Below are 23,064 nucleotides of genomic sequence, written 5' to 3' on the forward strand. Positions count from 1 at the left end.
GCAGGTGTGCCTGATCAGTCAGACGTGCGGTTGGAATAGGAATCGGCTTCCTCTGTGGTGTACGGAATATCATCGATCATATAGCATTCCCGCACGCGTTCCTTGGCAACGCTGGCCGTGCAGCGGTCCATCATTTGACGGCGCGCGGTCATGAGGCGCTTGCACTCGGAATAGCCGAAAGTGGTGGTGCACCCCTCGGCTGCCACGCCGCGCATGTCCACAGCGTTCTGGAAAGCATCTCCGCTGGAGCCATTATCGGCCACCTGGTATTTCTTCTGAATGTACCATTGGTAGTGATCCAGAATAGCCGTTGGCGCATCTTCTGCGGTCCAGGGGTTTGAGAATGTCGGTTCGCTGATGGGGTTGTGCTTCACCGGCCTGGCCTTGTTCTTCAGATTGGGGGTCTTGCTTTCAATTTCCGCAATCAACTCGCCATTGGGGTCGAACAGCTTCAGCACCGTCGCCTTCATTTGCACGGTCCGGTAATAGCTGTTCTTCATCTTGATCCAGCCTGCAGAAACGGGGGTGACAGGCACCATCCACATCTGTGCGCTGATCTTGTTACCTTCCACTCTGTTCAACAGCGCTTCGGCATCATCCGGGGCCATGTCGAGGAATTTGATTTCATCGGTGTTCACAATGCGTACGGCGTAGTCCATGCCTTCTGAACCGGCCTTGTCGGCATCATAGTTGAAGTACATGGACCCGCTGTAAATTCCGTTGATCGGAAAGCGTTCATCGGTGAAATCATAATCGCCGAGGCGCACGGAAAACTTTGTGTAATAGGCTGGCTGCGCCATCACATCTTCCGCCATCTTCTGAAAGGCTGGGAAGTTCTCTTTCGTAAAACGGCGGCGTTCGAACTCATTGTCGAACCGCATGTTCAGCGGCTTGGTCATCATGTTGGCGACCGGGGCTGGTTCGCCTGACACCTGATGGTAAAGCAAGGCCGCGTTCACCGCGTTCAAACGGGCTTCTGCAGGCGCATCATTTGTTTCGGCCAGCGCGGGCGAGGCGGCCATGGCCAGAAAAAGACTGGCGGCGCCGAGACGGGCAAGATGTTTGGTCAGATTCATTTGTAAGTCCTGTCACTCTTGGGGCATCTTCAGATAAAGACCAGAAGACAGGCGGTCAGGGCAAAGGCCTGGCAGGCTTTTGCCCTTGAATGTAAACTTGTTGAGTGCTTGCGCCTGTGGCGTAGGCATCTCTCTCCCCCCCGTCATGCCATGCTGATCTCTTCTTGCATGGAGCCAGACACTCACAGCCCGGCCAAAGTCCGGAAATCACGCATGATTCCCGGGCCTTGGTTATGATAGAGAAAATGAACGTCAGATGAAGCCCTGACGTCGCGCCCGCTTAGCCGAAGGCGCCATAGGCGTGGGCGATGGCCAGGCTGATGCCGTGCAGGGTGCGATCAATCTCGTCCAGCGGCGTGATGATGTCCCTGTGGATGCGATCATAGCCATAGCTGGCGACGCGCGCTTCGCTGCCCGGTTCGGTCAGCGCCTTCAGCGGTGTGTCCTGGTCGCGTGAGCGCGGGAAGATCTCGCACAGCAATTCCACCGCCTCGCGGATACGCAGTTCGGCCACCATCTCCACCAGATCCCGCGTGCTGGCATCATGGCGTTCCGACAGGCGGGGCAGACCGCCGACAATCGCGAATGCCTTCATGATCAGGGCCTGGCGCGCCGCGTGCAGAACATGAATGTCCAGGCGGCCTTCATGGCGTTCCTCAATTGAGGGGGCATCATTCAGTTGCGCAATCAGACGGTCGAACTTGCCAAGGTCCACCGTCAGATAATTGGCAATCTGGTTCATGGAATGCGCGGTTTCGGTATTGCGCAGCGTGTAATAGACGCCGCGATAGGCGCTTGCCTTGTCGCTATCGGCCAGCTTGGCATGGGCGATCCAGACGCTGGGATCATACACCCCGGCATAGGCGCGCAGGGCGGGCAGGCTGGTCAGTACACGCGCATTCAGCGCCAGCAGGATCAGTCCACGCATCCGCGGGCTGGCATTGATCAGCTCCACCAGACGCTCCATCTCTCGCTGAAGCGAGGAACCGATGCCCGCGGCGGTGTTTACCGGAATGCCCAGCTGTTGCAGCGTCGCATTGTGGGAAATCGCGCGCAGGCTGCGAGGGCCGACCGGGCCTGCCGCGCGGCGTTTCGGGCGAGAGCCCGCCTTCACGGTCAACCCGCTGGAGAACGCGCCCAGCAGACGGCCATAATCGGCATTGTCGAACAGGTTTTCATGCCAGTTGCGCAGGGATCGGTAAAAGTCCCAGACAAGGTCTGTGCGCGTATAGAACGGGTCCTGGCTCGTATCGCCGGGGTCTGACAGCGTATGGCGGCACCAGGCCGACATGGTCGCCTCGGCCAGCGTCGGATTGGCAAAATGCAGGAAGCCGTCGCCACCCTGAAAACTCACCTCATGGCGCAGCTGCAAACCGCGCGCGCGGGCTCCGGCGCGTGTCCATGGCGTCAGCAAATGGTCAAAGCGCTGCTCGAACGTGCCGGGCCAGGCGCCCCGTCCCATGCTCTCGCCATGCGTATTGAAGATCAGCAGATCCACATCCGCGCCCTTGGCGGCCAGCGCCCGTGCGATCAGATTGTGGATGCGTTCAATCGCCATGTCGGCGGCGACCTGTCCGATAAACCGTCCGGCATCGGAGAAACCAAGCTGGATGGAAAGATAGCCGCGCTGCTTCACATATTCCAGGAATTCCGGCTCTTCCAGAAGACGTTCAATGAAGCGACCCCCGGTCTCCAGCGCTTCCGGCGTTTCGAATAGCGGGGAGATGTCCAGCTTGTCATCGACGCCATATTGCCGGGCCAGATAAAGCGCGCCCATCACGGTTGCGGGGTTCTCGCTCTCGGCAATCAGGAAGCGGATGACAGAGCCCGCATCGATATGTTTCAGGATCTGCGCGCACATCATGAACTGGCGGCGGGCGGTGGATTGTTCCAGAAACAGGTCTGCAAAGTTCACCGGCACGGGCTTTGACTTGCGCGCCTTCTGCGCCAGTTCGGCCAGCGCCAGGCGGCCCAGCTCCCGGTCTTCAGTTTGCAGGCCCAGATCGCGATTGATCACGGTACGGACCTGCGCCGCGTTGACGCGCAGATGAATGCGCGCCGTGCCCAGCTGCAGCGCCTCTACCTGCGCGCGAAGGGCCATCAGGTTGGCGGCCATCTGGTCATCGGCCTTCGGGATCACGCCATCCAGTACAGAGACAATGTCTGCTGCGTCCAGCAGGGCGCGGCTGGAATGCGCTGTCAGCGCATTGGCCGCCGGCACCAGATTTTCCGGATCGGTCAGGTCTTCCGCAAACAGATTGGCATGTTTCGCGGTTTCATCCGCCGCCGCCTTCAGGCGCTGGGTCAGCTTGGCCAGCGGGCCGATCTTCTGACTGCCGCTCATCGCTTCCAATTGTTCGGCATAGCGGCCGAGCTGGCTGGCCTTTTCCGCCAGGCGGAAGGTCAGCGATTGCGACCAGTGAATGTCGGTCCGGCCATCCAGATCATAGCCCACCCAGCTGGCCAGCGTCGGCAGGTAGATGCGCAGGCTGCGCCACTCATCCGGGAACGCCTTGCGCGCGACGGCAATCACGGCCTCGGCATAGGCCAGCTGCGCGGTTGCGGCATGGGCGATGGCGGCCTGCACCTCGTCATGCTCGCCTTTCAGGCTGATGGCCTGGTTCCAGTCACGTGAATCGGTGCGGATCTGGCGCATCAGCGCGGTGCGGCTCGTCTTGGTGGCGCTCACCACATGATCGGCCAGCGCATCGCGCAGGGGGCGCGACAGCGCAAAGGTCGGGTGGCCGGTGAACACGATGCCGCCGGTTGGCTGCTCCACTGCGCTGCGGAAGGCGTCCAGCCCCTTGGTGGCCAGCGCCTCCAGATCGGCGATCAGGTCTTCCCGCGCCGTCTTGGCCTTGCCGCCGGAATGCTGCACGCGGAACCGGTCGGCGCGTTCCTCGATCAGGTCCAGATGCACCTCATCGGCCAGTTTGGAGAGATCGGAGAGTTTGGCGTCGCCCGCCTCGATCTGGCGGAACAGGGTCTGGGCCAGCGCGAAGACCGAATTGGTCATCGGGTCGACATCGATCCGGGCGGCTTGTTCGCGCAGATAATCCTGCGCAGTTTCGAGCGAAAGCTTGGAAGATAACGTTGTCATAGCGCCAGAAAGACGGAAATTGCCCCAAAGTCAAAGGGACTGGCCCAAACAGGTCCGGAATTTTCCGAATATCCGCTCCGATGAGGGCGCGCGCCCGTCTATTTGCGTCCGAAGAACCGAATCACGCCGATCAGGCCTGCAATCGCTGAGCCGAGACCACCCAGCAGCACGAAGAGCGGGTTCGCCTGGTCCGCAAAGGCAATCGCGCGGTTCAGGCCGGAGACCTGCACCGTTACTGTATCGCGGAAAGTGCGCAGCGGCGTCACCGTGTCCTCATCAATCGCATAGATCTCGAACACCAGATCATGACTGCCCGCAGACAGCGGGGTGACAGACCAGCGCCAGACATTCTCTGTCAGCGGCGACAGGGACTGCACGTCCGGAGACATCGGCACAATCTCGAAATTCGCGCCGCTGAGACGCGCTTCCACGCGGTCAGACACTTTCGCTTCGCCTTCGATAATATTTCCGCGCCCGGGCAGGGCATCTGCGGCGCTGTCATCGCCGGTCGAATCAATTGCCAGCGTCACATCGAAGGCGCGCTTGTATTCTGCCGTGCTGGGCGTCTCATGCGCCACCGGAACGGTTTTCAGGTTCTCGATGAAATCTTTTGAGACAGAGGGCTGCACATTGGCGGAGCGGCTTTGGGCCCGCGGCGCATCAAAGCCCTCAAGTATCTCAGCGGATTGCGGACGAATTTCTGCCAATCCGCTATCGGCCATTTCGCTGTCTGCCATGCCGTTTTCCATGTCTTCCGCCTGGATGGACCGGGCGGCGCGCGGCGCAGGGGCTGGCTCGGCGGCGATCACCTCATCTTCGGTGATCGGGGGCAGGGCTTCCGTTTCGGCCATTTCAAAGGCCTGTTCGGTTTCGGCCTCTTCCACAGGATTTGTGGTCACAACCTCATCATGAGGCGCGTACTGTTCCAGAAGAACAGATCCGGCATAGCCGGCAGCGCCCAGGCCGCACAGCAATAGAAGAATCGAAATCAGTCTCAGCATGGCGGTCCGAATGCTCCGTCAGTGATGCCCCACAGCATTAGGGTTAATCCCTAGCAGAGCTTTGTCACTGTGGGAATCGCTTCCGGCTGCTCTCATAGAAAGCGACGGCGGCTGCGTTGGAAACGTTCAAGCTTTCCATTTGCGGGGCAATCGGAATGCGTGCCAGCTCTGCACAGGCCTTGGCCACGGCGGGGCGGATGCCCGGACCTTCCGCGCCCAGCACGATGACCAGTTTGTGCGCCCCGTCTACAGCGTCCGCGATCAGGCGCTTGCCTTCGCCGGCCAGGCCCACTGTGTGGTATCCGGCCTCTCCCAGCTGTTCCAGAGCGCGGGCAATGTTCACAACGCGCGCCTCCTTCACCGTCTCGATTGCGCCAACGGCGGTCTTGGCGACAATTCCGGTGATCGGCGGGGCATTGCGGGTCTGCAGCACCAGCCCGCCAAAGCCGAACGCAGCGGCAGAGCGATAGATGGCGCCCAGATTGTGCGGGTCTGACACCTGATCCAGAACGGCAATATGGCTGATTCCCGAATCGATCAGGTCTTCCAGCGCCAGCGGCTCCAGCGGGTCCACTTTCAGCGCCACGCCCTGATGCACCGCGCCATCGGGCACCCGGTGGTCAATCTCCTTTGCCGTCACCAGCGTCGGCGCAATCGCGCCCTGGGGCAGGCGGCTCGCGGCATTTTCGGTCGCCAGCAGCTCGTGACAGGTGCGGGCCGGGTTGGCCAGCGCCGCGGCGACGGCATGTGTGCCCCACAGCCAGACCGGGCCGTCCTCCGGCTCGGAATGACGGTGCGATCCGCCCCGTGCATGCGGGCGGGATGGCTTGCCGGAATGCCTGCGGGGGCCACTATCTGCACTGTCGTGTGCTTTTCGCCGTTTAGAATGGTTGCGCGCCATTTCGGGTTTCCCTATAAGGCCGCTTCCGGTGTGGATCAGCGGCGTGTCAGCGCCTATGTGAAGCCCCGGCGTGACGGCGTCAAACGGCGTGTGGTCGCGGGTCCCGTGGAGGGATGGGAGAGTGGTTAAATCCACCAGACTGTAAATCTGGCCGCCTAGCGTACGCTGGTTCGAATCCAGCTCCCTCCACCACCCGCGCCCCCGCCCGCCGACAAGGCCTGATGCGGGTATAGCACAATGGTAGTGCAGCAGCCTTCCAAGCTGAGTATGTCGGTTCGATTCCGTCTACCCGCTCCAAGCTTTCCTTCCTTGCATCCATAAGTTTTATCGCAGGCGCGCTTGGAGCCGGTTTCTTGTGGGTGAAGAAAGTCTGAACGAAAGGTTTTGGAATGACTCCGAATTATCGGTCCTTTTAGGGGCAGAATTAACTCTGCTGGCCCTATGGCTGGTGTCATGCGTTTATCCACGATCACCAATACCGCCTATGTTACCACGGTTGCGCTTTCCATGATTGCGGGCGTCGCCATGCTGATGGCCTCCAATTCCATGCGCACAGAGCGCGCTGCTGTGCAGCAACGCTATGTGCTGGACAAGGCCACATCGGGGCTGGATCACGAAATTTTCTATCAGTCTGAAAAGGCAAGGGAATATGTCATTTCCGGCAATCCGGAATATCTGGAAGACTTCAAGGCGGGTGTGATCAATCTGAATGACACGCGCGCCATGCTGGGCCGTGTGGAAGATGCCGGCGCACGCAAGGAAGAATTGTCCACGCTTCAGACGGCTATAGATATGGCGAGGACACTGGTTAACAACCAGCAAAACGCCATCGAGGCGTATCAGGCCGGAGATGTGGAAACCGCGCGCAAGATGGTTTTCAGCGACCATTATGAGGGTGAACTGAGCCTGATTGATGCCACGATCACACGCTTTCAGGCCCTTCTGGACCAGCGAACGCAGGTTGAGGTGGAGCACGCCATCACCCGCGCCCGGTTCTGGCGGTTCATGTCTGAAGTGGTTCTGGCCGCAACGGCCCTGATGTTCCTGTGCGTGCTGTATTTCATCCTGAAACGCCGTATCCTGCGCCCCGTGATGAGGCTCAGCGATGTGGTCACACGGCTGGCCGCCGAGGATTACAGCGTCGAGATCAGCGATTTCCGCCACATGGACGAGATTGGCGACATGGCCGAGGCGGTGAAGATCTTCCGCGAGAATGGTCTGGAGCGCCTGCGCCTTGAAGAGAAGCTGGAACGTGATCTGAAACTGCGCAACCTGTTGAGTCGGATGACACACCGGATGCAGGCCTGTGAGAGCAAAAAGGAAGTGGCCAATGTCGTGCGCCTGTTCCTGCCGGTCATCCTGCCAGGCTATGCGGGCAAAATGTATCTGTTTGAAGAGGATGATCAGATGATGCGCCAGGCGTGTGACTGGCTGGAACCGAAGGGCTCGGCCCCGGAGTTTCCCCCCGGTGAATGCTGGTCCATTCGCCGTGGCGCGCCGCATCGTCAGGGCGGGAACCAGACCGATATGCCCTGTCAGCACATGTTCGAGCCCGGCCAGCTGGACCATGTGGAAGCCTTCGACATTGCCACGCTCTGTGTGCCGCTGACGGCGCAGCGCGAAGTGATCGGCCTGTTGTATTGCGAACTGCCGGATGGCGTGATCAGCATCGAGCAGGAGCATTATGTGTTCATGATGGCGGAGAACATCTCTCTCTCGCTGGCCAACATGCATCTTCGCGAAGAGCTGCACGAACAGGCAACCGCAGACCCGCTGACAGGTCTGTCCAATCGCCGCCTGATGGAACAGCGCCTGAACACTTTGCTGTATGATGCCCATGATACGGGCCGCCCGGTCAGCTGCATCATGCTGGATATTGATAATTTCAAGATGCTGAACGACACCTATGGCCATGACATGGGCGATCAGGTGCTGAAGGATGTGGCGGGGGTCTTGAAATCCCATACGCGGGAAGACGGCCTGGCTTTCCGCTATGGCGGGGAGGAGTTCGTCATTCTGTTGCCGGGGGTTGAGCCGGGCGATGCCGTGCGCCGGGCCGAGGCCATCCGAAAGGGCGTTGCCGCACTGCACTTCACCTTCAATGAGGCCCCGATCAAGAAGGTCACGGCCTCATTCGGTGTTGCCACGACGCCCAATCATTGCGCGGGTAACAAGCTGATCACCACTGCAGATGCTGCGCTATATGAATCCAAGGAAAAGGGCCGCGACCGCGTCACCAAGGCCCCGCTTGGCGTCAAGGAAGATCTCGTCGCCTGAGGTCTCTGCCGGATATGAAAACGCCCCCCGATTTCGTCGGAGGGCGCTGTCCCTGAGACTGCGAAATTTGAACGCCGTTTACGGACGGTCATTCAGGCGGGTGGCGGCCTCGATCCGGGCCCAGTCGATAATCTTGTAGTTCTGGTTGATTTCCGATTTCGGATTGGCATCGTCCTGAACAATCATTACGCCTTTCGGGAAGCCGGGCAGGGGCGTGGAGTTGATGTCAAGGCCATCGGTATGGGTCACGCCGTCCACGCTGCCATCCGGGCTTTCGACGATGCTGATCACGCCGACGCGGGCGTGCGGGGGCTCAAGATCGTAAATGACATAGCGGTTGGCTGCCTGGGCGGAGGCAACGAGATAGCCATAGCCTTCTTCACCCTTCCAGATGCTGATGCCTTCGACATCGGCGACAAGGCCCTGACGGGCCGCAATCGAATCAACGGATATGGGTGTGCTCTCATCATTGACGAGATCCAGCTTCCAGATGCCGTACTCTTCCTCGCCGACAAATACCTGGCGGCCATCATCTTCCACAACGCAGCCTTCCAGCTGGCTGTCGAATTTGTGGGTGCGGACAAGCTCCGCATTCAGGCCAGCGGCCTCGTCATAGGGGACGGACCAGACCTGAATCGTGCCGTCCTTGTAGGTCGGGATCGCCAGGAAATTGTCGTCGATCAGACCGGCGCAAATGCCATAGGGCTCATCCTTCAGCGTCGGTGTATCGCCGATATGCGTCACGGTCTGCGTCGCCGGGTCGATGGAGAACCAGCTGATAGAGTTCGTCTCGTCATTGGAGGCAATGGCGACATTGCCGCGCACATCCACATTGTTGATACGGCCGGTGTCGATGAACTGGGTCTTCTTGCCGGTCAGATCGTAGACATAGAGACCTTCATCCTTGTTGGTGCCGAGGATCAGGCTTTTGGAGGCGTCATCCGGGTTTACCCACAGGGCCGGATCATCGGCGGTGTCGCCTTTGGTTGGCATCGGGTCTGTTTCGAAGGCGGCATAGACGTTTGCCGTCTCGACTTCGTAGATGTCCTGGGCCGGCTCTGTGGCACATGCAGCCACCAGAAGGGCGGCAAGGGGAAAATGGCGTTTCATGGGTCTTCAGCTCCTTGAGGAGGGGAAAAGGAAGAGGCCGGGCAAGGTGTGTCCTGCCCGGCCTCAGAGATCAAGCTCTATCCGAGTAGACTAGTAGGTGTAGCGGACACCGAAAACGTAGCGGGCGCCGAACTCGTCATACTGGGACAGACGGTTCTTGGAGCCGTGATAGTAGTATTCCGGCTCGTCCGTCAGGTTCTTGCCTTCGACATAGACCTGCAGATGGTCGTTCACGTCATATTTCGCAGACGCTTCGACGCTCATATGGTCGTCTGTGTAACGGTCGATGCCTGCACCGAACAGCTCGTCCAGATAGGCAGAGCGGTAGTTGGCAGAGACACGGATGTCCCACGGGCCCTTGTCGTAGCCGATGGCGACGTTCCAGACGCGGTCATTCTGCTTCAGCATCGGGACATCGCGGGTCTTGGCGAGGTCTTTCTCATCCTGGACGGAGGTTTCGGAGTCAGCCAGGGTGAGGTTTCCGGAGACCAGCAGGCCCTCCCAGGCGTCGCCGAGGAAATCCAGCTGCTGGACATAGTTGAACTCGATACCCTTCACCGTGGCGCTTTCGCCATTGATGTAGGTCTTGATCTCATCCAGCCCGGCCACCGTTGCGGGATCCAGGAAGGACAGGTCAACAGAGTCAGGGAACTGGCCCTTCTCATAGGTCGCCTGGAAGATCGGGTTGGAGATGTCCTTGTAGAACAGGCCGGCTGACAGCACGGACAATTTCGTCGGATAGTATTCAATGGAAAGATCGAAATTGTTCGCTTCGTACGGATTCAGCTCCGGATTGCCGAGCTCTGCCTCGTCACGGTCGCTGTTCAGGGCGATGGTCGGGCGCATTTCGCCAAAGGCGGGGCGCACGATGGAGGCATAATACGCTGCGCGGCCGATGAGGTTGTCCGCAAAGGCATATTTCAGGTTCAGGCTGGGCAGGAAGTGGGCATATTCATCATCAAACTGACGTGTGCCAACATTTGCCGGATCGTCTTCCTCAAAGAAGATATTGCCCTTGGCGGAGACATCGGTGGCCTCGATACGCGCGCCTGCCACGACGGTCAAATTCTGCATCTGGAAGGTGCCCATGCCATAGCCGGCGATGATCAACTCGTCGATCGTATAGTCTTCGGCCAGGCTGTCGAAATTGGAGCCGTCTTCGTCCAGCTCATCCGGCGTGAAGGTGCCACGCAGGGCGTTCGTCAGATCGGCAGAGGGCCACTGGAACATCGGATTGGCCATGCGCCAGCCGGAGATTTGCGAGTTTGCGGTGATATAGTCTGTCAGCAGAACATCATCACGCTCGTAGATTTTCAGGTTCACGTCCCGCACTTTTTCGCGGTCGCGTACCTTCACACCCATTTTCCATGTGACGGGCGTGTCGCCCAGAACGGTGTCGTTGGTCAGGTCCAGCTTGTAGGACCATTCGGTGTCTTCATTCGTGGTGTATTCCTGTTCGAAAGCGTCCATCGTGTAGTTGGCCGGGTCGAGCAGGAAGTCAAAACCGGTGCCGGAGAGCTTTGGTTTTTTCGGGTCTGAATTGTCCCAGAGCAGAACGCCATCGCCTTTGAACTTGTCAGAGCGGAACGTGACGTCGTGATTGTTGGAATCGTCTTCTTCGGCATAGGCATAGGAGACTTCATAATCGAAGGTCCAGTTGCCGGCATAGGTCTTGCCGCCGAGAGCATAGGTCTGGATGTTGCGGACTTCTTCCCGCTGGCGCACTTCGGCATCGGCCTGGGCAAAATCAAAGCTGAAGCCCTTGTCTGTGAGGGTGACGGCCTCTTCGTCCAGCTTGCGGAATTCGAACTTGTTGCGAACTTCGTCATCCTTGTAGCGGTTGTACAGGGTGCGGAGGTAAAGCTCTGTATTCTCTGTGGCCTTGTAGTCCACATTGAAGACAAGACCGACGCGCTCGCGGGTCAAGTCATACCAGCGCATTTCGTAATCGTCATTAGGAACCAGGTCGTCTTCGTCCCAGCCACCGGTTTCGTTATTGTGGGCCTGAATGCGCAGATCCTGATAGTTGACGGAGGCGGCCACACCCAGTTTCTCGCCGAACACGTTGGAATAGGTCAGCGTGGCTTTCGGGGAAATCTCTTCGGTGATTTCATTGTAGGAGCCCTCGACCTTGGCGCGGATGAACTGGCCATCGCGGTCAAAGGCGGAGATGGTTTTCAGATTGATCACACCACCGATGGTGTCGGCGTCGACATTCGGGGTCAGGGATTTCTGAACCTCGATGCCGTCGAGAAGGTCAGACGGCACACCATCCAGCAGAACGCCGCGGCGGTCTTCCGGAGAGGGGGTGCGCACGCCGTTGATGGTGGCGGAGATCAGATCTGTGTTGATCCCGCGGATGGAGACGTAGCGGCCTTCGCCCTGGTCGTTCTCGATGGACAGGCCCGGCACGCGGGAAAGGCTGTCAGCAACGGTCGTGTCGGGGAAGTTGCCGAGGCCGTCGGAGTCGATCACGTTGATGATGGCATCGGAGGCGCGCTGCTGGTTGATGGCACCGGCCTGGGCAGCGGCAGAGCCGACGACCAGGACGTTGTCGAGATAGCGCACATCGCCGCCGAGCACGATATCATAGGTGGAGTCGCCGGAGACGTTCACCGTGTCCGTGACCGTGTCTGCACCGACATAGGAGATGGACAGCGTATAGTCGCCAGCCGGAATGCTGGTGAAGCGGTATGCGCCGAAACGGTCTGAGGAGGCGCTGCGGCCGAGTTCCTCAATCGTCACGATGGCGCCCTGCAGCGGTGCTTCGCCGGTCGCGTCGGTGACAACGCCTTTGAGGATGTCGGCGGAAGCAGCCTGGACCAGGGTGGCCGTGGCGGCACCCAGGAGCAATAGCTTGCGGGTGGTTGAAGTCATGGGAGGAAGTCCTTCTCTCTGGATGGCGGCCCGTTCCCACGGCTCCGTTACGCCTGAATGACAGATGCGTAATGTTTTTGTGACGCCGCTCGGTTTCATTAGGGTTTTGGGGCAAGTGCCCGTCATGCGGGGAGAAATTCGTGCTTTTCCTGCAACACATCTGTGCCCGGATGGGCGGCCATGCGAGGGAATCATACGGAATTCTTGAAGTCAGTTGACGCGCGAATCCGATGGGGACGTGCAGGCGGCACATTGCCCTCATCAAACGGGAGGGACGCATGTCACATCATCCGAACAGGGATCGTCTGAAGCGCCAGATCCGGCTTTGCTGGCTGCTCGGCTGGAGCGTGACGCGCATCGCGGCGCAGGTGGGCCTGCATCGCACAAGCGTCTACCGCCTGATGCGCACGCATGAGCTGAACGAGCCGGAAAAGCCGCTGGAGCGCCTGCAGCTGTCCATGGACGAGGCGCAGGACCTGGCGACGGAACAGATGCTGGCCGCCGCAGCGGCGGGCGAGGACATTGCGCCGAAAGTGACGCAACTGGTGCGGGTCAGTACGGAAGTGCGCCAGCTGGAAATGGCAGGAATCAAGGTCGGGGGAATTACGGATGAACGGCAGGCCGCTAATTGCGTCGCAGACGAGGAAGAGGACATCTATGCCTTCCTCTCCGATGAAGGAGCCGATGAGGGGCCCCAGCAGGGCGGCCATGAGAGGAAAGGGCGACCAGCTGATGGACCCGGACTTCCGCCGCAAGGTGCGCACGGCTTTCGAGACGCGGGACTGGAGCGACCTGCCGCCGAAGACGGGCGAACTGGTTGCGGAGAATCCGTGGCTGCGCCTGGCCCGCGATACACAGGTTCCGCCGCAGGCGGGCTGGCGGACATGTCTGTTCATGGGCGGACGCGGCGCTGGCAAGACCCGGGCCGGGGCGGAATGGCTGCGCTGGAGCTTGCTGCACAGCGGGCGGAGGCGCGCGGCGCTGGTGGGCCCGGCCCTGCACGATGTGCGCGAAGTGATGATCGACGGGCCGAGCGGCCTGAAATGGATCGAACCCAGGCGGGATCTTCGCCCGGTCTATCATGCGAGCCGGCGTATCCTGCGCTTTGACAATGGCGCAGAGGCGCATGTCTTTTCCGCAGAAGACCCGGACAGTCTGCGCGGCCCGCAATTCGATGTCGCCTGGTGTGACGAGATCGCCGCCTGGGCGAAGGGAGAGGCAGTGTGGGACACGCTGCAGATGGGTCTGCGCCTGGGGGCGGCGCCGCGCTGCTTTGCGTCCACGACGCCGCGCGCGGTGGGGGTGATGCGCCGCCTGCTGTCGGCGGGAGAGGATGAGGCCGTGCATGTGCTGCGCGCGGGGACGCAGGAGAATGCCGGCAATCTGTCACCGGATTTCCTGCGCGCCATGAAGGCCGCCTATGGCGACAGCCAGCTGGCACGGCAGGAGTTGAACGGCGAATTCATGGAAGATCCCGAAGGCGCATTATTCCGTAGGGAGATGATTGATGAGGGGCGGGTGGACACCCCACCCATGATGGAGGATGTGATCGTCGCGGTCGACCCGCCAGCAACCAGCGGCCCGGCAGCGGATGCGTGCGGCATCATCGCGGCGGGGGTGCGCAGCGGTCATGCCTATGTGCTGGCGGATGCGTCTGCGCCGGGGCTGAAGCCGCTGGACTGGGCCCGGCGCGCAGTGGCGGTGTGCCGCGAGACCGGCGCGCGGGAGATTATCGCGGAGGCCAATCAGGGCGGCGAAATGGTGCGGCAGATTCTGGAGAGCGCCGGGGCGGGCGTGCCGGTGCGGCTGGTGCATGCGCGGCTGGGCAAGCGGGCGCGGGCAGCCCCGGTGGCGGCTTTGTACGCACAGGGACGGGTCAGTCATGTCGGCCTGCTGCCCACGCTGGAAGACCAGATGTGCCGGTTTGGCGCGGAAGGGTTTCGCGGCTCACCGGACCGCGTCGATGCGCTGGTGTGGGCGGTATGGGCGCTGGTTCTGGAGGGGGCTGGGCCCTGGGTCCGGGTGTTGTGAGGGGGGGAGGTGCGTAGCGTGTGGCCCCGGGCCCCGACTTTCGTCGGGGTGAGCGGAATAGAGGAAGGGGCGTCTCAGTCCAGGCAGCGCTCATCCCGGCGCAAGCCGGGATCCAGGCCGATTGGGGGCAGCGGCCTGAACGAATCTCACTAGGCCGTAGACTCATAAACTCGTAGCCATAGGCGCATTGAGGCGAGTTGGGCCATGGCGAGGAAGTTTTCGGCCAGCTTATCGTAGCGGGTTGCGACCCTGCGGAAGTGCTTCGGCTTGGAGAAGAAGCGCTCGATCAGGTTGCGCTCGCGATACAGCCATTTGCTAAAGTACGGTTTCGACCGCCGGTTGGCCTTGGGCGGGATATTGGCGAAAGCTCCTTTCTCGCGGAGAGATGCTCGGATACGATCGGCGTCATACGCCTTATCCGCGAGGACTATCGTTCCAGCACCAACATGGTCCAGCAGATCGTCAGCGGCTTGGCCATCATGGCTTTGCCCGGCGGAAAGTTTCAGTCGGATCGGGAGGCCCTGTCCGTCGACGACCGCGTGGATTTTGGTCGTGAGACCGCCTCGGGAGCGACCGAGACAATGATCTCGATCCCCCTTTTTGCCGTCGCGGCCTGTTGGTGAGCGCGAACAGAAGTGCTGTCGATCATCTGGATGTCGCCATCGTGCGCAGCGGTGATGGTGTCCATCATCCGGTCCCACACCCCGGCCTTTCTCCACCGCACGAACCGGTTTTAGCAGGTGGTGCGCGGGCCATAGCGTTCGGGCAGGTCGCGCCACGGCGCACCGGACCGCAGCACCCAGAAAATCCCATTCAGAACGCGGCGATCATCCACGCGTGGCACGCCGCGCGGTTTGTTGGGCAACAGCGGCTCAATCACGCGCCATTCGAAGTCGGTCAAGTCATAACTGCTCATGCCGGGTCTGAATCAGAATTGGCGGCAAAATGTAAGTCTAATCAGCAACTCGCTTTACTCACTTGATCACAGCATTGTATCCTGAGACCATGACTATGATCCGACCGTCCCGCCCCGACGAGGGCACCCGCATCATTGAAATTTGGCGAGGCGCAGTTGACGCTACTCACGACTTTCTAACGCCTGACGATCGTCTCGCCATTGACGAAATGGTGTGCGGTTTCCTTCCGCACGCCCCACTCTGGCTGGCGGTTGATGAAAATGACTACCCGCTGGCCTTCATGCTGATCGACGAAGGCCACATGGAGGCGCTATTCGTTGATCCCGCCCAGCGCGGAACCGGTATTGGTGCTGCCCTTGTGAAGCACGGCCTCGCCCTTCATCCAAAAATGACAACTGATGTTAACGAACAGAATGATCAAGCTGTTCGCTTCTATGAACGAATGGGATTCAAACAGACGGGCCGCTCACCAATCGACGGACAGGGCAGGCCATATCCACTCATCCACCTGGAATATGTGAACTGATTGACCGACCTCCGAGCATCAAAATCGGCAGCTTCATTGCGCTGGAATTAATGGGTTCACGGCCTAAAGCAGCACTATGAAACAGACCTTGCTCCACATTTCTCTTGTCGTGCGTGACTATGATGAGGCGATAGCCTTCTATACTGGCGCGCTGGGCTTTGACTTGGTCGAAGACGCTTACCTGCCGGAACAGGACAAGCGCTGGGTGCTGGTGGCGCCGCCGGGGGGTGGCGGCACGCAATTGCTGCTGGCGAAAGCGTCGTCACCGGAACAGGAAGCCTCAATCGGCAATCAGTGCGGCGGGCGCGTGTTCCTGTTCCTCGGCACGGATGATTTCTGGCGGGACTATGAGGCGATGAAGGCGCAGGGCGTTACCTTCGTGCGGGAGCCTGTGGAGGCGGACTATGGCACCGTCGCCGTGTTCGAAGACCTGTATGGCAATCGCTGGGACCTGATTCAGCGCAAGCAATAGCAGCGCCTTGATCTCGCCACGGACCTAGCCCCCCGTGCGGAAGGCTTTGCGGCCGAAATAGGCGTTTTTGGGGGGCGTGGGTTTGTCGTCGTCGGAGGCAGTTTCCTCCGTGGACGTTTCTTCTGCCGTTGTCTCTGTTTCTGTCGGCCTGGTTTCCAGCGGGGCGGGCATGTTGCCGGTCATCAGGCCGCGAATCCAGGCGCAGGCGGCGCCGGCGGTGGAGACTTCGATGTCCGGGACGGTCTTGTCCATGCGGCGGGCGAGCTGGCGCGCCTGGTGGGCGGTCAGGGATTTCAGGACCTTGTCGAAGATCTCCGGCCCGACTGTTTCACGCAGGGCCTTCATGTCTTCCGTGGTCTGACCCGCGGAGACCATCAGTCTCTTGACGAGAATTTCGGTGGCGGCGGAAAAGTCTTTCTCCCCCAGCTTGCCGAAACGGTCTTTCTGGCCGAGCAGGGCGCCGAGGGCGTTGGCGCTGTCCTTGGGGGCGTCGGTCATTGAATTTTCTCCCGCACTTCCTTGAGAAGGCTTTCCACAACGCCGAGCGCTTCGCCTGGCCATTTTGCCTTCAGGGTCGGTTCCGGGCCGAGTTCGATCGGGTTTGTGGCAAAGCCCTGTTTCATCGGCACGACGGTCTTGAACATGGTGAATTCGGTTTCCTTGGCGTTTGCCGCCTCGCGCATGGCATTGAGGACCACTTGCTGGTGCGGTGTGCCATCATAGCGAGTCGCCAGAACGCAGGGGAGGCTGTCAATGTCCCGCCCGCGCAGATTGCGCATGATGTCGCCGGTGAAGAGGTCGAGGCCGAGCGTGGACATGAAGTCCGGAATAGTGGGTACGATGATCAGGTGGCTGGCGGCCAGAACGGTTTCGGTCATCACGGAAATGCCGGGCGGGCAGTCACAGATGATGACGTCATAGTCGGCTTTCAGCTTTTCGAAGTCATCGCGCATGCGGCGGCCGACCTGGCCCTGCAGGGCCTCCATGGAATAGCCCTTGGCGGTCAGCTCATAGATCAACTCGCGCTCTGTCTTGCGCAGCCGCGGCGAGGAGGGGATCAGGTCCAGCTCCAGCGGCTTGCCATTGTAGGAGACATCGGACGCGTCGGTGACGATGAAGTCTGAGAGGCGCTTGTGTTCACCGGCGAAGAAATTCTCCAGCAGCCAGTCAGAGATGGTGACGTATTCATTGATCGCGCGGAACAGATGCTCGTCGCCCTCATGGCCGAAAACCAGCAGCGAGGCGTTGGCCTGTGTGTCCAGATCCACGACCAGTGTGCGGAAGCCATTTGCGGCAAATGCCTCGGCAAGGCTGACACAAGTGGTGGTTTTGCCGACCCCGCCCTTGGAGTTGGCAATGGAAATCACACGTGCTGACATTCTGTTAGCTCCCTGGCGCCTGATAGTTCGGCGAAAAAGCAGATTTGCGCCGGTCTGGCTATGCCTGCACGGGAATAAAATACAGGGAAAAATCCGGCGGTTTCCCTAATGTTTTAGCGGTAGGCCGCTGTTTTTGGAAGGATTTTCCAAACTGAATCCGATGGGGATGTCAGGGATTTAATTTCTGCTCATCAAACGAAACAGAGCGGAGCCCTTCATGAAACCCATCTGGCCTTTCCGGTTGCCCCAGCGCGAGGCAAAAGCGGCGGTGCCTCTGGTCGCGCTATCAGAAATCGGGACGGCCCGCTGGGGCGCCCGCGATGGCGCGGCGCTGACGCGGGACGGGTATCTGCAGAATGCCGTGGCCTATCGCGCGGTGCGCATGGTGGCCGAGGCGGCGGCGTCCGTTCCGCTGGTGACGGCGCATGACGGGGCCGCGCGGTTGATCCGCAGACCGCAGCCGGACGGCGTGGCGGCGGAGCTGTTTGAGGCGGTCTATTCCCAGCTTCAGCTGACCGGCAATGCCTTTCTGGAAGGCGTCTGCCTGGAGGCTGTGAGGGGGGCGGCCAGTGGGGCGGCCAGTGTGGTGGACGGGGCGGGGGTGTCTGCGCTGTATGCGCTGGCCCCGTCCGCCATGCGGCCGCTGAAGGATGCGCGCGGCTGGGTGGAGGCCTGGGCCGTGAAGGAACGCCATGGCGAGCGGGTGATCCGCCGCGATGCAGAGACGGGCTGGAGCCCGGTACTGCACCTGAAACTGTTCAATCCGCTGAATGACACGCTGGGCCTGGCCCCGCTGGGCGCGGCGCGGCGGGCGCTGGATTTGCACAATGCGAGCGCGGACTGGGCGAAGGCGCTGATCGACAATTCGGCCAAGCCCTCCGGCGCGCTGGTCTATGGCGGGCATGGGCGGATGCCGCCGGACCAGTTCGAAGCGCTTAAGGCGGAGCTGGAGAGCATGTATTCCGGCGCGAGCAATGCTGGGCGGCCCCTGCTGCTGGAAGGCGGGCTGGAGTGGCGGCCGATGTCTCTGTCGCCTGCGGAGATGGACTTTCTGGAAGCCCGGCATGGTGCGGCGCGGGAGATTGCGCTGGCGCTGGGCGTGCCGCCCATGCTGCTGGGGATTCCAGGGGATAATACGTATTCGAACTATAAGGAGGCGAACCTCGCCTTCTGGCGGATGACGATTTTGCCGCTGGTGCAGAAATTCGCGGGCGCGCTGTCGGCCTGGCTGGATGTGCCATTCGGGCAGGATGTGGAGATCCGCGCGGATGTTGACCGCGTGCCGGCGCTGTCGGCCGAGCGCGATGCGCTGTGGGCGCGGCTGGAAGGCGCGAGCTTTGCGACCGCAGAGGAGAAGCGGCGTCTGGCGGGGCTGCAATCATGAAGATGGAGCAGAAGGTGACAGCAGGCTTTGTGCTGGCCGTGATGGTGCAGACCGGCGGCGCGCTGGTCTGGGCCGGGGCGGCGGCGGAGCGGATTTCGCAGCTGGAGCAGACCGTCCGGGAACGGCGCACTGTGGTGGAACGGCTGGCGCGCCTGGAAGAGGGCGTCGACCGGATGGAAGGCCAGCTGGACCGGATAGAACGGAAGATGGAGGCCGGGGATGAGTAGGCTTTTCTGCGAAGATCCGCGTGCGCATTACCCCCCTCTAACGCCCCCTTTTCAGGGGGGAGGACAGCCTTCAAGCAAGGCGGCTGCTGTTGGAGTTCCTCCCCCTGCAAGGGGAAGGACAGGTGGGGGGCGTGATACGAGACGAGACCTCCTCATCGAAGGCTATGCCTCTCTCTTCGGGATACCCGATGCGAGCGGAGATGTGGTGCGGGCTGGGGCGTTTTCGCGGAGCCTGCAGCGGGCGGCACCTGTGCCGATGCTGTTGCAGCACAGGCCGGGCGCGATTGCCGGGCGCTGGGTGCGCATGGTGGAGGATGGACGAGGGCTATACGTGCGTGGACTGATCGAAGGTGAGGCGGCGCGCAGCATGGCGGAGAGCGGCCTGAGCGGCCTGTCCATCGGCTTTCGTCCGCGCATCTGGAACCGTTTGAGAGCGGATGGGCGGGAACTGATCGAGGTGGACCTGGTGGAAGTGTCCCTGGTGGCCTGCCCGATGCAGGCCCGGGCCCGGTTTGCCCTGATGGGAGGGGCGGTAGCGGCGTGAGGGAGAGCCCGCGCTTGTGCTTCGACAGAGAGAGTTTAACAGGAGAGAGTATGACCAAGGAAACGAAAATGGCGGGCGGGTCGGATACGACCGAGCTGATGGCGGCATTTGCGGCCTATACAGAGGCCAATGATGCGCGTCTGGCCGAGATGGAACAGAAGGGCGCAAGCGATCCGCTGACGGATGAGCGCCTGGCGCGGATCGACCGCCGTCTTGAGGCGCTGAGCCTGAAGATGGCGAGGCCGGAAGCGGGGAATGTAAAGAGTGCGGACGAAGACGCCCGTAGTGACGCCTGGGCGCGTTACCTGCGCAGTGGCGATGATAGCGGGCTAGCCCGGCTGGACGTGAAGGCGCTGAATACGGGTACGGACGAGCAGGGCGGCTATATTGCGCCACCGGAACTGGACCGGCTGATCGAATCCCGCCTGATGGCGGCGAGCCCGATGCGCCAGATTGCGACCGTGCGGCAGACCTCTGCCGGCGTCTATCGCAAGCCGGTGGGCCTTGGCGCGGCGGCAAGCTGGGTGGGTGAACAGGCCACGCGGACTGAGACGGCTCATTCCGGTCTCTCCCTGCTGGAATTCCCGGCGGGGGAACTCTACGCCATGCCGGCGGCGACGCAGACCCTGCTGGAAGACAGCTATGCCGACATTGATGCCTGGCTGGCCGATGAGGTGGAAGCCGCCTTTGCGGCGCAGGAGTCGGCGGCCTTTGTCAGCGGCGATGGCAGCGGCAAACCGCGCGGTTTTCTGGACTATGACATTGTGGCCGATGCGAGCCATGTGTGGGGCAAAATCGGCTCTGTCGCCGGGGATTTCGGCGCGGCGAATGCGGCCGACCAACTGATCGACCTGATCTACACGCCAAAGGCGCATTTTCGCACGAATGGGCGCTTTGTGATGAACCGTCGGACTGTGGCATCTGTCCGCAAGCTGAAGGATGGCGACGGGCGCTATCTGTGGCAACCCGGCACGGGCGGAGAAGCAGCGACGATCCTCGGCTATCCGGTGACGGAAGTGGAGGACATGCCGGACATTGGCACGGGCAATGTGGCCATCGCCTTCGGAGATTTCCGGCGCTTCTATCTGATCGCCGACCGGCAGGGCGCCCGCGTGCTGCGCGATCCATACTCTGCCAAGCCTTACGTGCTGTTCTATACGACGAAGCGTGTCGGCGGCGGGGTACAGAATTTCGACGCGGCGAAAGTGATGGTGTTTTAGCGCGGCGTCTCCTCCCCCCCCCGCTTGCGGGGGAGGTGTCTGAAAGGCGGAGGGGGAAGGCCCCCTTCAGCCCGGCCGCGTCTGGCGTCCGACCCACTTCCCCCTCAGGCGGAGGAAGGTATATCGAGAAGGAAATAGTTATGACACTGACGGTGATCACACCGCCAGCCGACGAGGCTTTGTCTCTGCAGGCGGCGAAAGAGTATCTCCGCATCGGGCATGAGGGGGAAGATCCGCTGGTGGCGGGGCTGATCGCGGCGGCGCGGGCGCGGCTGGAGGCGGAGACGGGGCTGGCCCTGGTGACGCGGACGGTAAAGCGCAGCTTTGACCACTGGCCGGTGGGGTTGATCCGCACTGGCGCGCGCCTGTTGCCGGGGCCGGCCTCGGCGCTGGTCTCCGTTGAGGTGGCAGATGCCGATGGCGCGGCGCAGCTGTACACGGGGCGGTTTCAATTGGTAGGCGGACGGCTGCGGCTGAAGCCTTTTGTGGCGCGGCCCTCCATTCCGCCGGGCGGGCGGGCCGATGTGACCTTCGTGACCGGATATGGCGCAGCGGCGGATGTGCCGGAGGATCTGGTGCAGGCGCTGAAGCGGCTGGTGCTGGCGGCCTATGGCCGTGAGGCGGGCGAGGCCCTGCCAGAGGAGGTGACCGCCATACTGGCCGCGCGCCGGGAGCGTCGGATATGAGCGCGGAAGAAGCGGTGCAAGCGGCGCTGATGGAAATGCTGCGCGCGGATGCCGGTGTGCAGGCCGTGTTCGGATCACCTGCGCGCGTGTTCGATGCCGAAAGTGAGGCGCCGATGTTTCCGCACGCCCTGCTGGAGCGGCACGAGGTGACGCCGGAAGATGCGGCGCTGGTGAAGGGTGCGGCGCACCGGATCTCGCTGGCGGTCTATACCCGTGAGGGCGGCGTGCGCGGCGCGAAGGCGGCGGTGGCCGCGCTGCGCCGCGCGGTGGAGGGCGCAAGCTGGAGCGTGCCGGGCGTGCATATCGTGCTGGCGCATGTCGTCTATGGCGATGTGATGCGCACGGCAGACAAGCGCGCGTTCCGGGGGCTGATCCGGATCAGGATTATTTCAGAGGAGATGGCGTGATGGCTGGCCAGAGGGGCAGGGACATTCTGCTGAAGATTTCAGACGGGGCGGGTGACTTTACGACACTGGCCGGCGTGCGGGCGAGCCGCATTCAGCTGTCGGCCGGAAGTGTCGACGGGACGAGCGCTGACAGCGCAGAGGCCTGGCGTGAACTGGTGGCCGGTGCGGGCGTGAAATCCGCCCGCGTGACCGGGCGCGGCGTGTTCAAGGATGCCGCCAGCGATGCGCGGATGCGGGCCGTCTTCTTTGCAGGCGAAGCACCGGGCTGGCAGCTGATCCTGCCGGATTTCGGCATATTGGAAGGCGCGTTCCAGATCACCGAACTGAGCTGGAGCGGCGAGCATGATGGCGAGGCGGAATTCTCCGTCACGCTGGAAAGCGCCGGCCGCCTGAGCTTTGGAGCGCTGTAGGATGAATGCGTCGCGGGGAGAGACAGGGCTGGTGATTGGCGGTCGGGCGCGGCGGCTGTGCCTGACGCTGGGCGCACTGGCAGAGATTGAGGCGGCTTTCGGCTGTGTGCGGATGAGTGAGCTGGAGGCGCGGATGCGGGCGCTGTCTGCGGCAGACCTTGTGGTGGTGCTGGCGGCGTTGCTGCGCGGGGGCGGCGAGGCCGAGATGGCAGATGCGCTGCGCGAGAGCGATGTGCAGCCGGGCGCGGCGGCGCGCGCCGTGGCGGATGCGTTCCGGCTGGGGCTGGCAGGGTGATGGGGGATGGCTTGCTGCCCTGGGGGGCGATGATGCGGGCGGCGCTGTCTGCCGGGATTGGGCCGGAGGCGTTCTGGAGATTGTCTCTGAAGGAGTGGCGCTGGCTGGCGCGTGGAGGTGATGTGATGGGGCGTGGACGGATGGTGGATTTGATAAAGGCGTTTCCGGATGGAGCCGGGCGTGAAACTCCTGCCGCTTCATCCTTCGACTTCGCTCAGGATGAG

Annotated in this window: 22 protein-coding genes, 2 tRNA genes and 1 pseudogene; 15 read left to right on the forward strand and 10 right to left on the reverse strand. The window is 61.7% G+C overall.

Annotated features, from left to right (window positions below; translation table 11 throughout):
* Positions 1-14: 14 nt before the first annotated feature.
* The 4 genes from HY2_RS15100 to rlmB form a co-directional block, all read right to left on the reverse strand.
* Positions 15-1,076: a DUF4852 domain-containing protein gene (locus tag HY2_RS15100; protein ID WP_034829068.1), complete on the reverse strand. Its 1,062-nt coding sequence runs from the start codon at positions 1,074-1,076 to the stop codon at positions 15-17.
* 280 nt (positions 1,077-1,356) lie between these two features.
* Complete coding sequence (locus tag HY2_RS15105; RefSeq protein ID WP_034829070.1) at positions 1,357-4,176, reverse strand: phosphoenolpyruvate carboxylase; 2,820 nt, start codon at positions 4,174-4,176, stop codon at positions 1,357-1,359.
* A gap of 98 nt (positions 4,177-4,274) precedes the next feature.
* Positions 4,275-5,177, reverse strand: coding sequence for a hypothetical protein (locus HY2_RS16920; RefSeq protein ID WP_051595098.1), 903 nt, complete (start codon positions 5,175-5,177; stop codon positions 4,275-4,277).
* Between the two features lie 64 nt (positions 5,178-5,241).
* Positions 5,242-6,078 carry a 23S rRNA (guanosine(2251)-2'-O)-methyltransferase RlmB gene (rlmB, locus tag HY2_RS15120; protein ID WP_034829076.1) on the reverse strand — a complete coding sequence of 279 codons (837 nt, stop codon included), beginning with the start codon at positions 6,076-6,078 and terminating at the stop codon, positions 5,242-5,244.
* A 107-nt stretch (positions 6,079-6,185) separates the two neighbouring features.
* Here rlmB and HY2_RS15125 point away from each other — a divergent pair.
* The 3 genes from HY2_RS15125 (at position 6,186) to HY2_RS15135 (ending at position 8,355) form a co-directional block, all read left to right on the forward strand.
* A tRNA-Tyr gene (locus HY2_RS15125) sits at positions 6,186-6,270 on the forward strand.
* 31 nt (positions 6,271-6,301) lie between these two features.
* Positions 6,302-6,375: transfer RNA gene (locus HY2_RS15130), tRNA-Gly, on the forward strand.
* Between the two features lie 156 nt (positions 6,376-6,531).
* Positions 6,532-8,355, forward strand: a complete 1,824-nt coding sequence (locus HY2_RS15135) for a sensor domain-containing diguanylate cyclase (RefSeq protein ID WP_034829136.1) — start codon at positions 6,532-6,534, stop codon at positions 8,353-8,355.
* Between the two features lie 78 nt (positions 8,356-8,433).
* On the opposite strand, the gene HY2_RS15140 is transcribed toward HY2_RS15135, so the two are convergent.
* The 3 genes from HY2_RS15140 to HY2_RS15150 form a co-directional block, all read right to left on the reverse strand.
* Positions 8,434-9,465 carry a phytase gene (locus HY2_RS15140; protein WP_034829077.1) on the reverse strand — a complete coding sequence of 344 codons (1,032 nt, stop codon included), beginning with the start codon at positions 9,463-9,465 and terminating at the stop codon, positions 8,434-8,436.
* A 90-nt stretch (positions 9,466-9,555) separates the two neighbouring features.
* Positions 9,556-12,342 (reverse strand): TonB-dependent receptor, encoded by a 2,787-nt coding sequence (locus HY2_RS15145; RefSeq protein ID WP_034829078.1) that lies wholly within the window; start codon positions 12,340-12,342, stop codon positions 9,556-9,558.
* A 281-nt stretch (positions 12,343-12,623) separates the two neighbouring features.
* The gene (locus HY2_RS15150; protein WP_034829079.1) at positions 12,624-13,052 is read right to left on the reverse strand and encodes a hypothetical protein; all 429 of its coding nucleotides are present in this window, start codon (positions 13,050-13,052) and stop codon (positions 12,624-12,626) included.
* On the opposite strand from HY2_RS15150, the gene HY2_RS15155 reads away from it, so the two are divergent.
* Positions 13,051-14,373, forward strand: coding sequence for a DNA-packaging protein (locus HY2_RS15155; RefSeq protein ID WP_199285707.1), 1,323 nt, complete (start codon positions 13,051-13,053; stop codon positions 14,371-14,373). The genes HY2_RS15150 and HY2_RS15155 overlap by 2 nt on opposite strands.
* 149 nt (positions 14,374-14,522) lie before the next feature.
* On the opposite strand, the pseudogene HY2_RS17215 reads toward HY2_RS15155, so the two are convergent.
* Positions 14,523-15,289, reverse strand: a pseudogene (locus tag HY2_RS17215) (IS5 family transposase).
* A gap of 89 nt (positions 15,290-15,378) precedes the next feature.
* On the opposite strand from HY2_RS17215, the gene HY2_RS15165 reads away from it, so the two are divergent.
* Both HY2_RS15165 and HY2_RS15170 read left to right on the forward strand, forming a co-directional pair.
* Positions 15,379-15,816 carry an acetyltransferase gene (locus tag HY2_RS15165; protein ID WP_034829140.1) on the forward strand — a complete coding sequence of 146 codons (438 nt, stop codon included), beginning with the start codon at positions 15,379-15,381 and terminating at the stop codon, positions 15,814-15,816.
* A 76-nt stretch (positions 15,817-15,892) separates the two neighbouring features.
* A complete protein-coding gene (locus HY2_RS15170; RefSeq protein WP_034829080.1) occupies positions 15,893-16,288 on the forward strand; it encodes a VOC family protein in 396 nt (131 codons plus the stop codon).
* Positions 16,289-16,312: 24 nt separating this feature from the next.
* Here HY2_RS15170 and HY2_RS15175 read toward each other — a convergent pair whose 3' ends face one another.
* Both HY2_RS15175 and HY2_RS15180 read right to left on the reverse strand, forming a co-directional pair.
* The gene (locus tag HY2_RS15175) at positions 16,313-16,786 is read right to left on the reverse strand and encodes a hypothetical protein (RefSeq protein ID WP_034829081.1); all 474 of its coding nucleotides are present in this window, start codon (positions 16,784-16,786) and stop codon (positions 16,313-16,315) included.
* On the reverse strand, positions 16,783-17,667 hold the full coding sequence (locus tag HY2_RS15180) for a ParA family protein (RefSeq protein ID WP_051595100.1): 885 nt from the start codon (positions 17,665-17,667) through the stop codon (positions 16,783-16,785). The genes HY2_RS15175 and HY2_RS15180 overlap by 4 nt, the downstream gene beginning before the upstream one ends.
* 217 nt (positions 17,668-17,884) lie before the next feature.
* Here HY2_RS15180 and HY2_RS15185 point away from each other — a divergent pair, with 217 nt between their 5' ends.
* The 9 genes from HY2_RS15185 to HY2_RS15225 form a co-directional block, all read left to right on the forward strand.
* The gene (locus HY2_RS15185) at positions 17,885-19,051 is read left to right on the forward strand and encodes a phage portal protein (RefSeq protein ID WP_034829082.1); all 1,167 of its coding nucleotides are present in this window, start codon (positions 17,885-17,887) and stop codon (positions 19,049-19,051) included.
* Positions 19,048-19,278, forward strand: a complete 231-nt coding sequence (locus HY2_RS15190; protein ID WP_034829083.1) for a hypothetical protein — start codon at positions 19,048-19,050, stop codon at positions 19,276-19,278. Before HY2_RS15185 ends, HY2_RS15190 begins: the two co-directional genes overlap by 4 nt.
* Positions 19,271-19,822 (forward strand): HK97 family phage prohead protease, encoded by a 552-nt coding sequence (locus HY2_RS15195; protein WP_081815094.1) that lies wholly within the window; start codon positions 19,271-19,273, stop codon positions 19,820-19,822. Before HY2_RS15190 ends, HY2_RS15195 begins: the two co-directional genes overlap by 8 nt.
* Before the next feature lie 50 nt (positions 19,823-19,872).
* Positions 19,873-21,042 carry a phage major capsid protein gene (locus tag HY2_RS15200; RefSeq protein WP_034829085.1) on the forward strand — a complete coding sequence of 390 codons (1,170 nt, stop codon included), beginning with the start codon at positions 19,873-19,875 and terminating at the stop codon, positions 21,040-21,042.
* Positions 21,043-21,182: 140 nt separating this feature from the next.
* Positions 21,183-21,728, forward strand: a complete 546-nt coding sequence (locus HY2_RS15205; protein WP_034829087.1) for a head-tail connector protein — start codon at positions 21,183-21,185, stop codon at positions 21,726-21,728.
* Positions 21,725-22,135 carry a DUF3168 domain-containing protein gene (locus tag HY2_RS15210; protein WP_034829089.1) on the forward strand — a complete coding sequence of 137 codons (411 nt, stop codon included), beginning with the start codon at positions 21,725-21,727 and terminating at the stop codon, positions 22,133-22,135. The genes HY2_RS15205 and HY2_RS15210 overlap by 4 nt, the downstream gene beginning before the upstream one ends.
* A complete protein-coding gene (locus HY2_RS15215; protein WP_034829091.1) occupies positions 22,135-22,545 on the forward strand; it encodes a phage major tail protein, TP901-1 family in 411 nt (136 codons plus the stop codon). Before HY2_RS15210 ends, HY2_RS15215 begins: the two co-directional genes overlap by 1 nt.
* A 1-nt stretch (position 22,546) precedes the next feature.
* Entirely contained in the window at positions 22,547-22,840 is a 294-nt protein-coding gene (locus HY2_RS15220) for a GTA-gp10 family protein (protein ID WP_034829092.1), read from the forward strand.
* The coding region (locus HY2_RS15225) for a phage tail assembly chaperone (protein WP_034829094.1) at positions 22,840-23,064 on the forward strand (225 nt) is incomplete at its 3' end. The genes HY2_RS15220 and HY2_RS15225, both read left to right, overlap by 1 nt.

The organism is Hyphomonas pacifica (genome assembly GCF_000682675.1).
GTDB classification, from domain to species: Bacteria; Pseudomonadota; Alphaproteobacteria; order Caulobacterales; family Hyphomonadaceae; genus Hyphomonas; species Hyphomonas pacifica.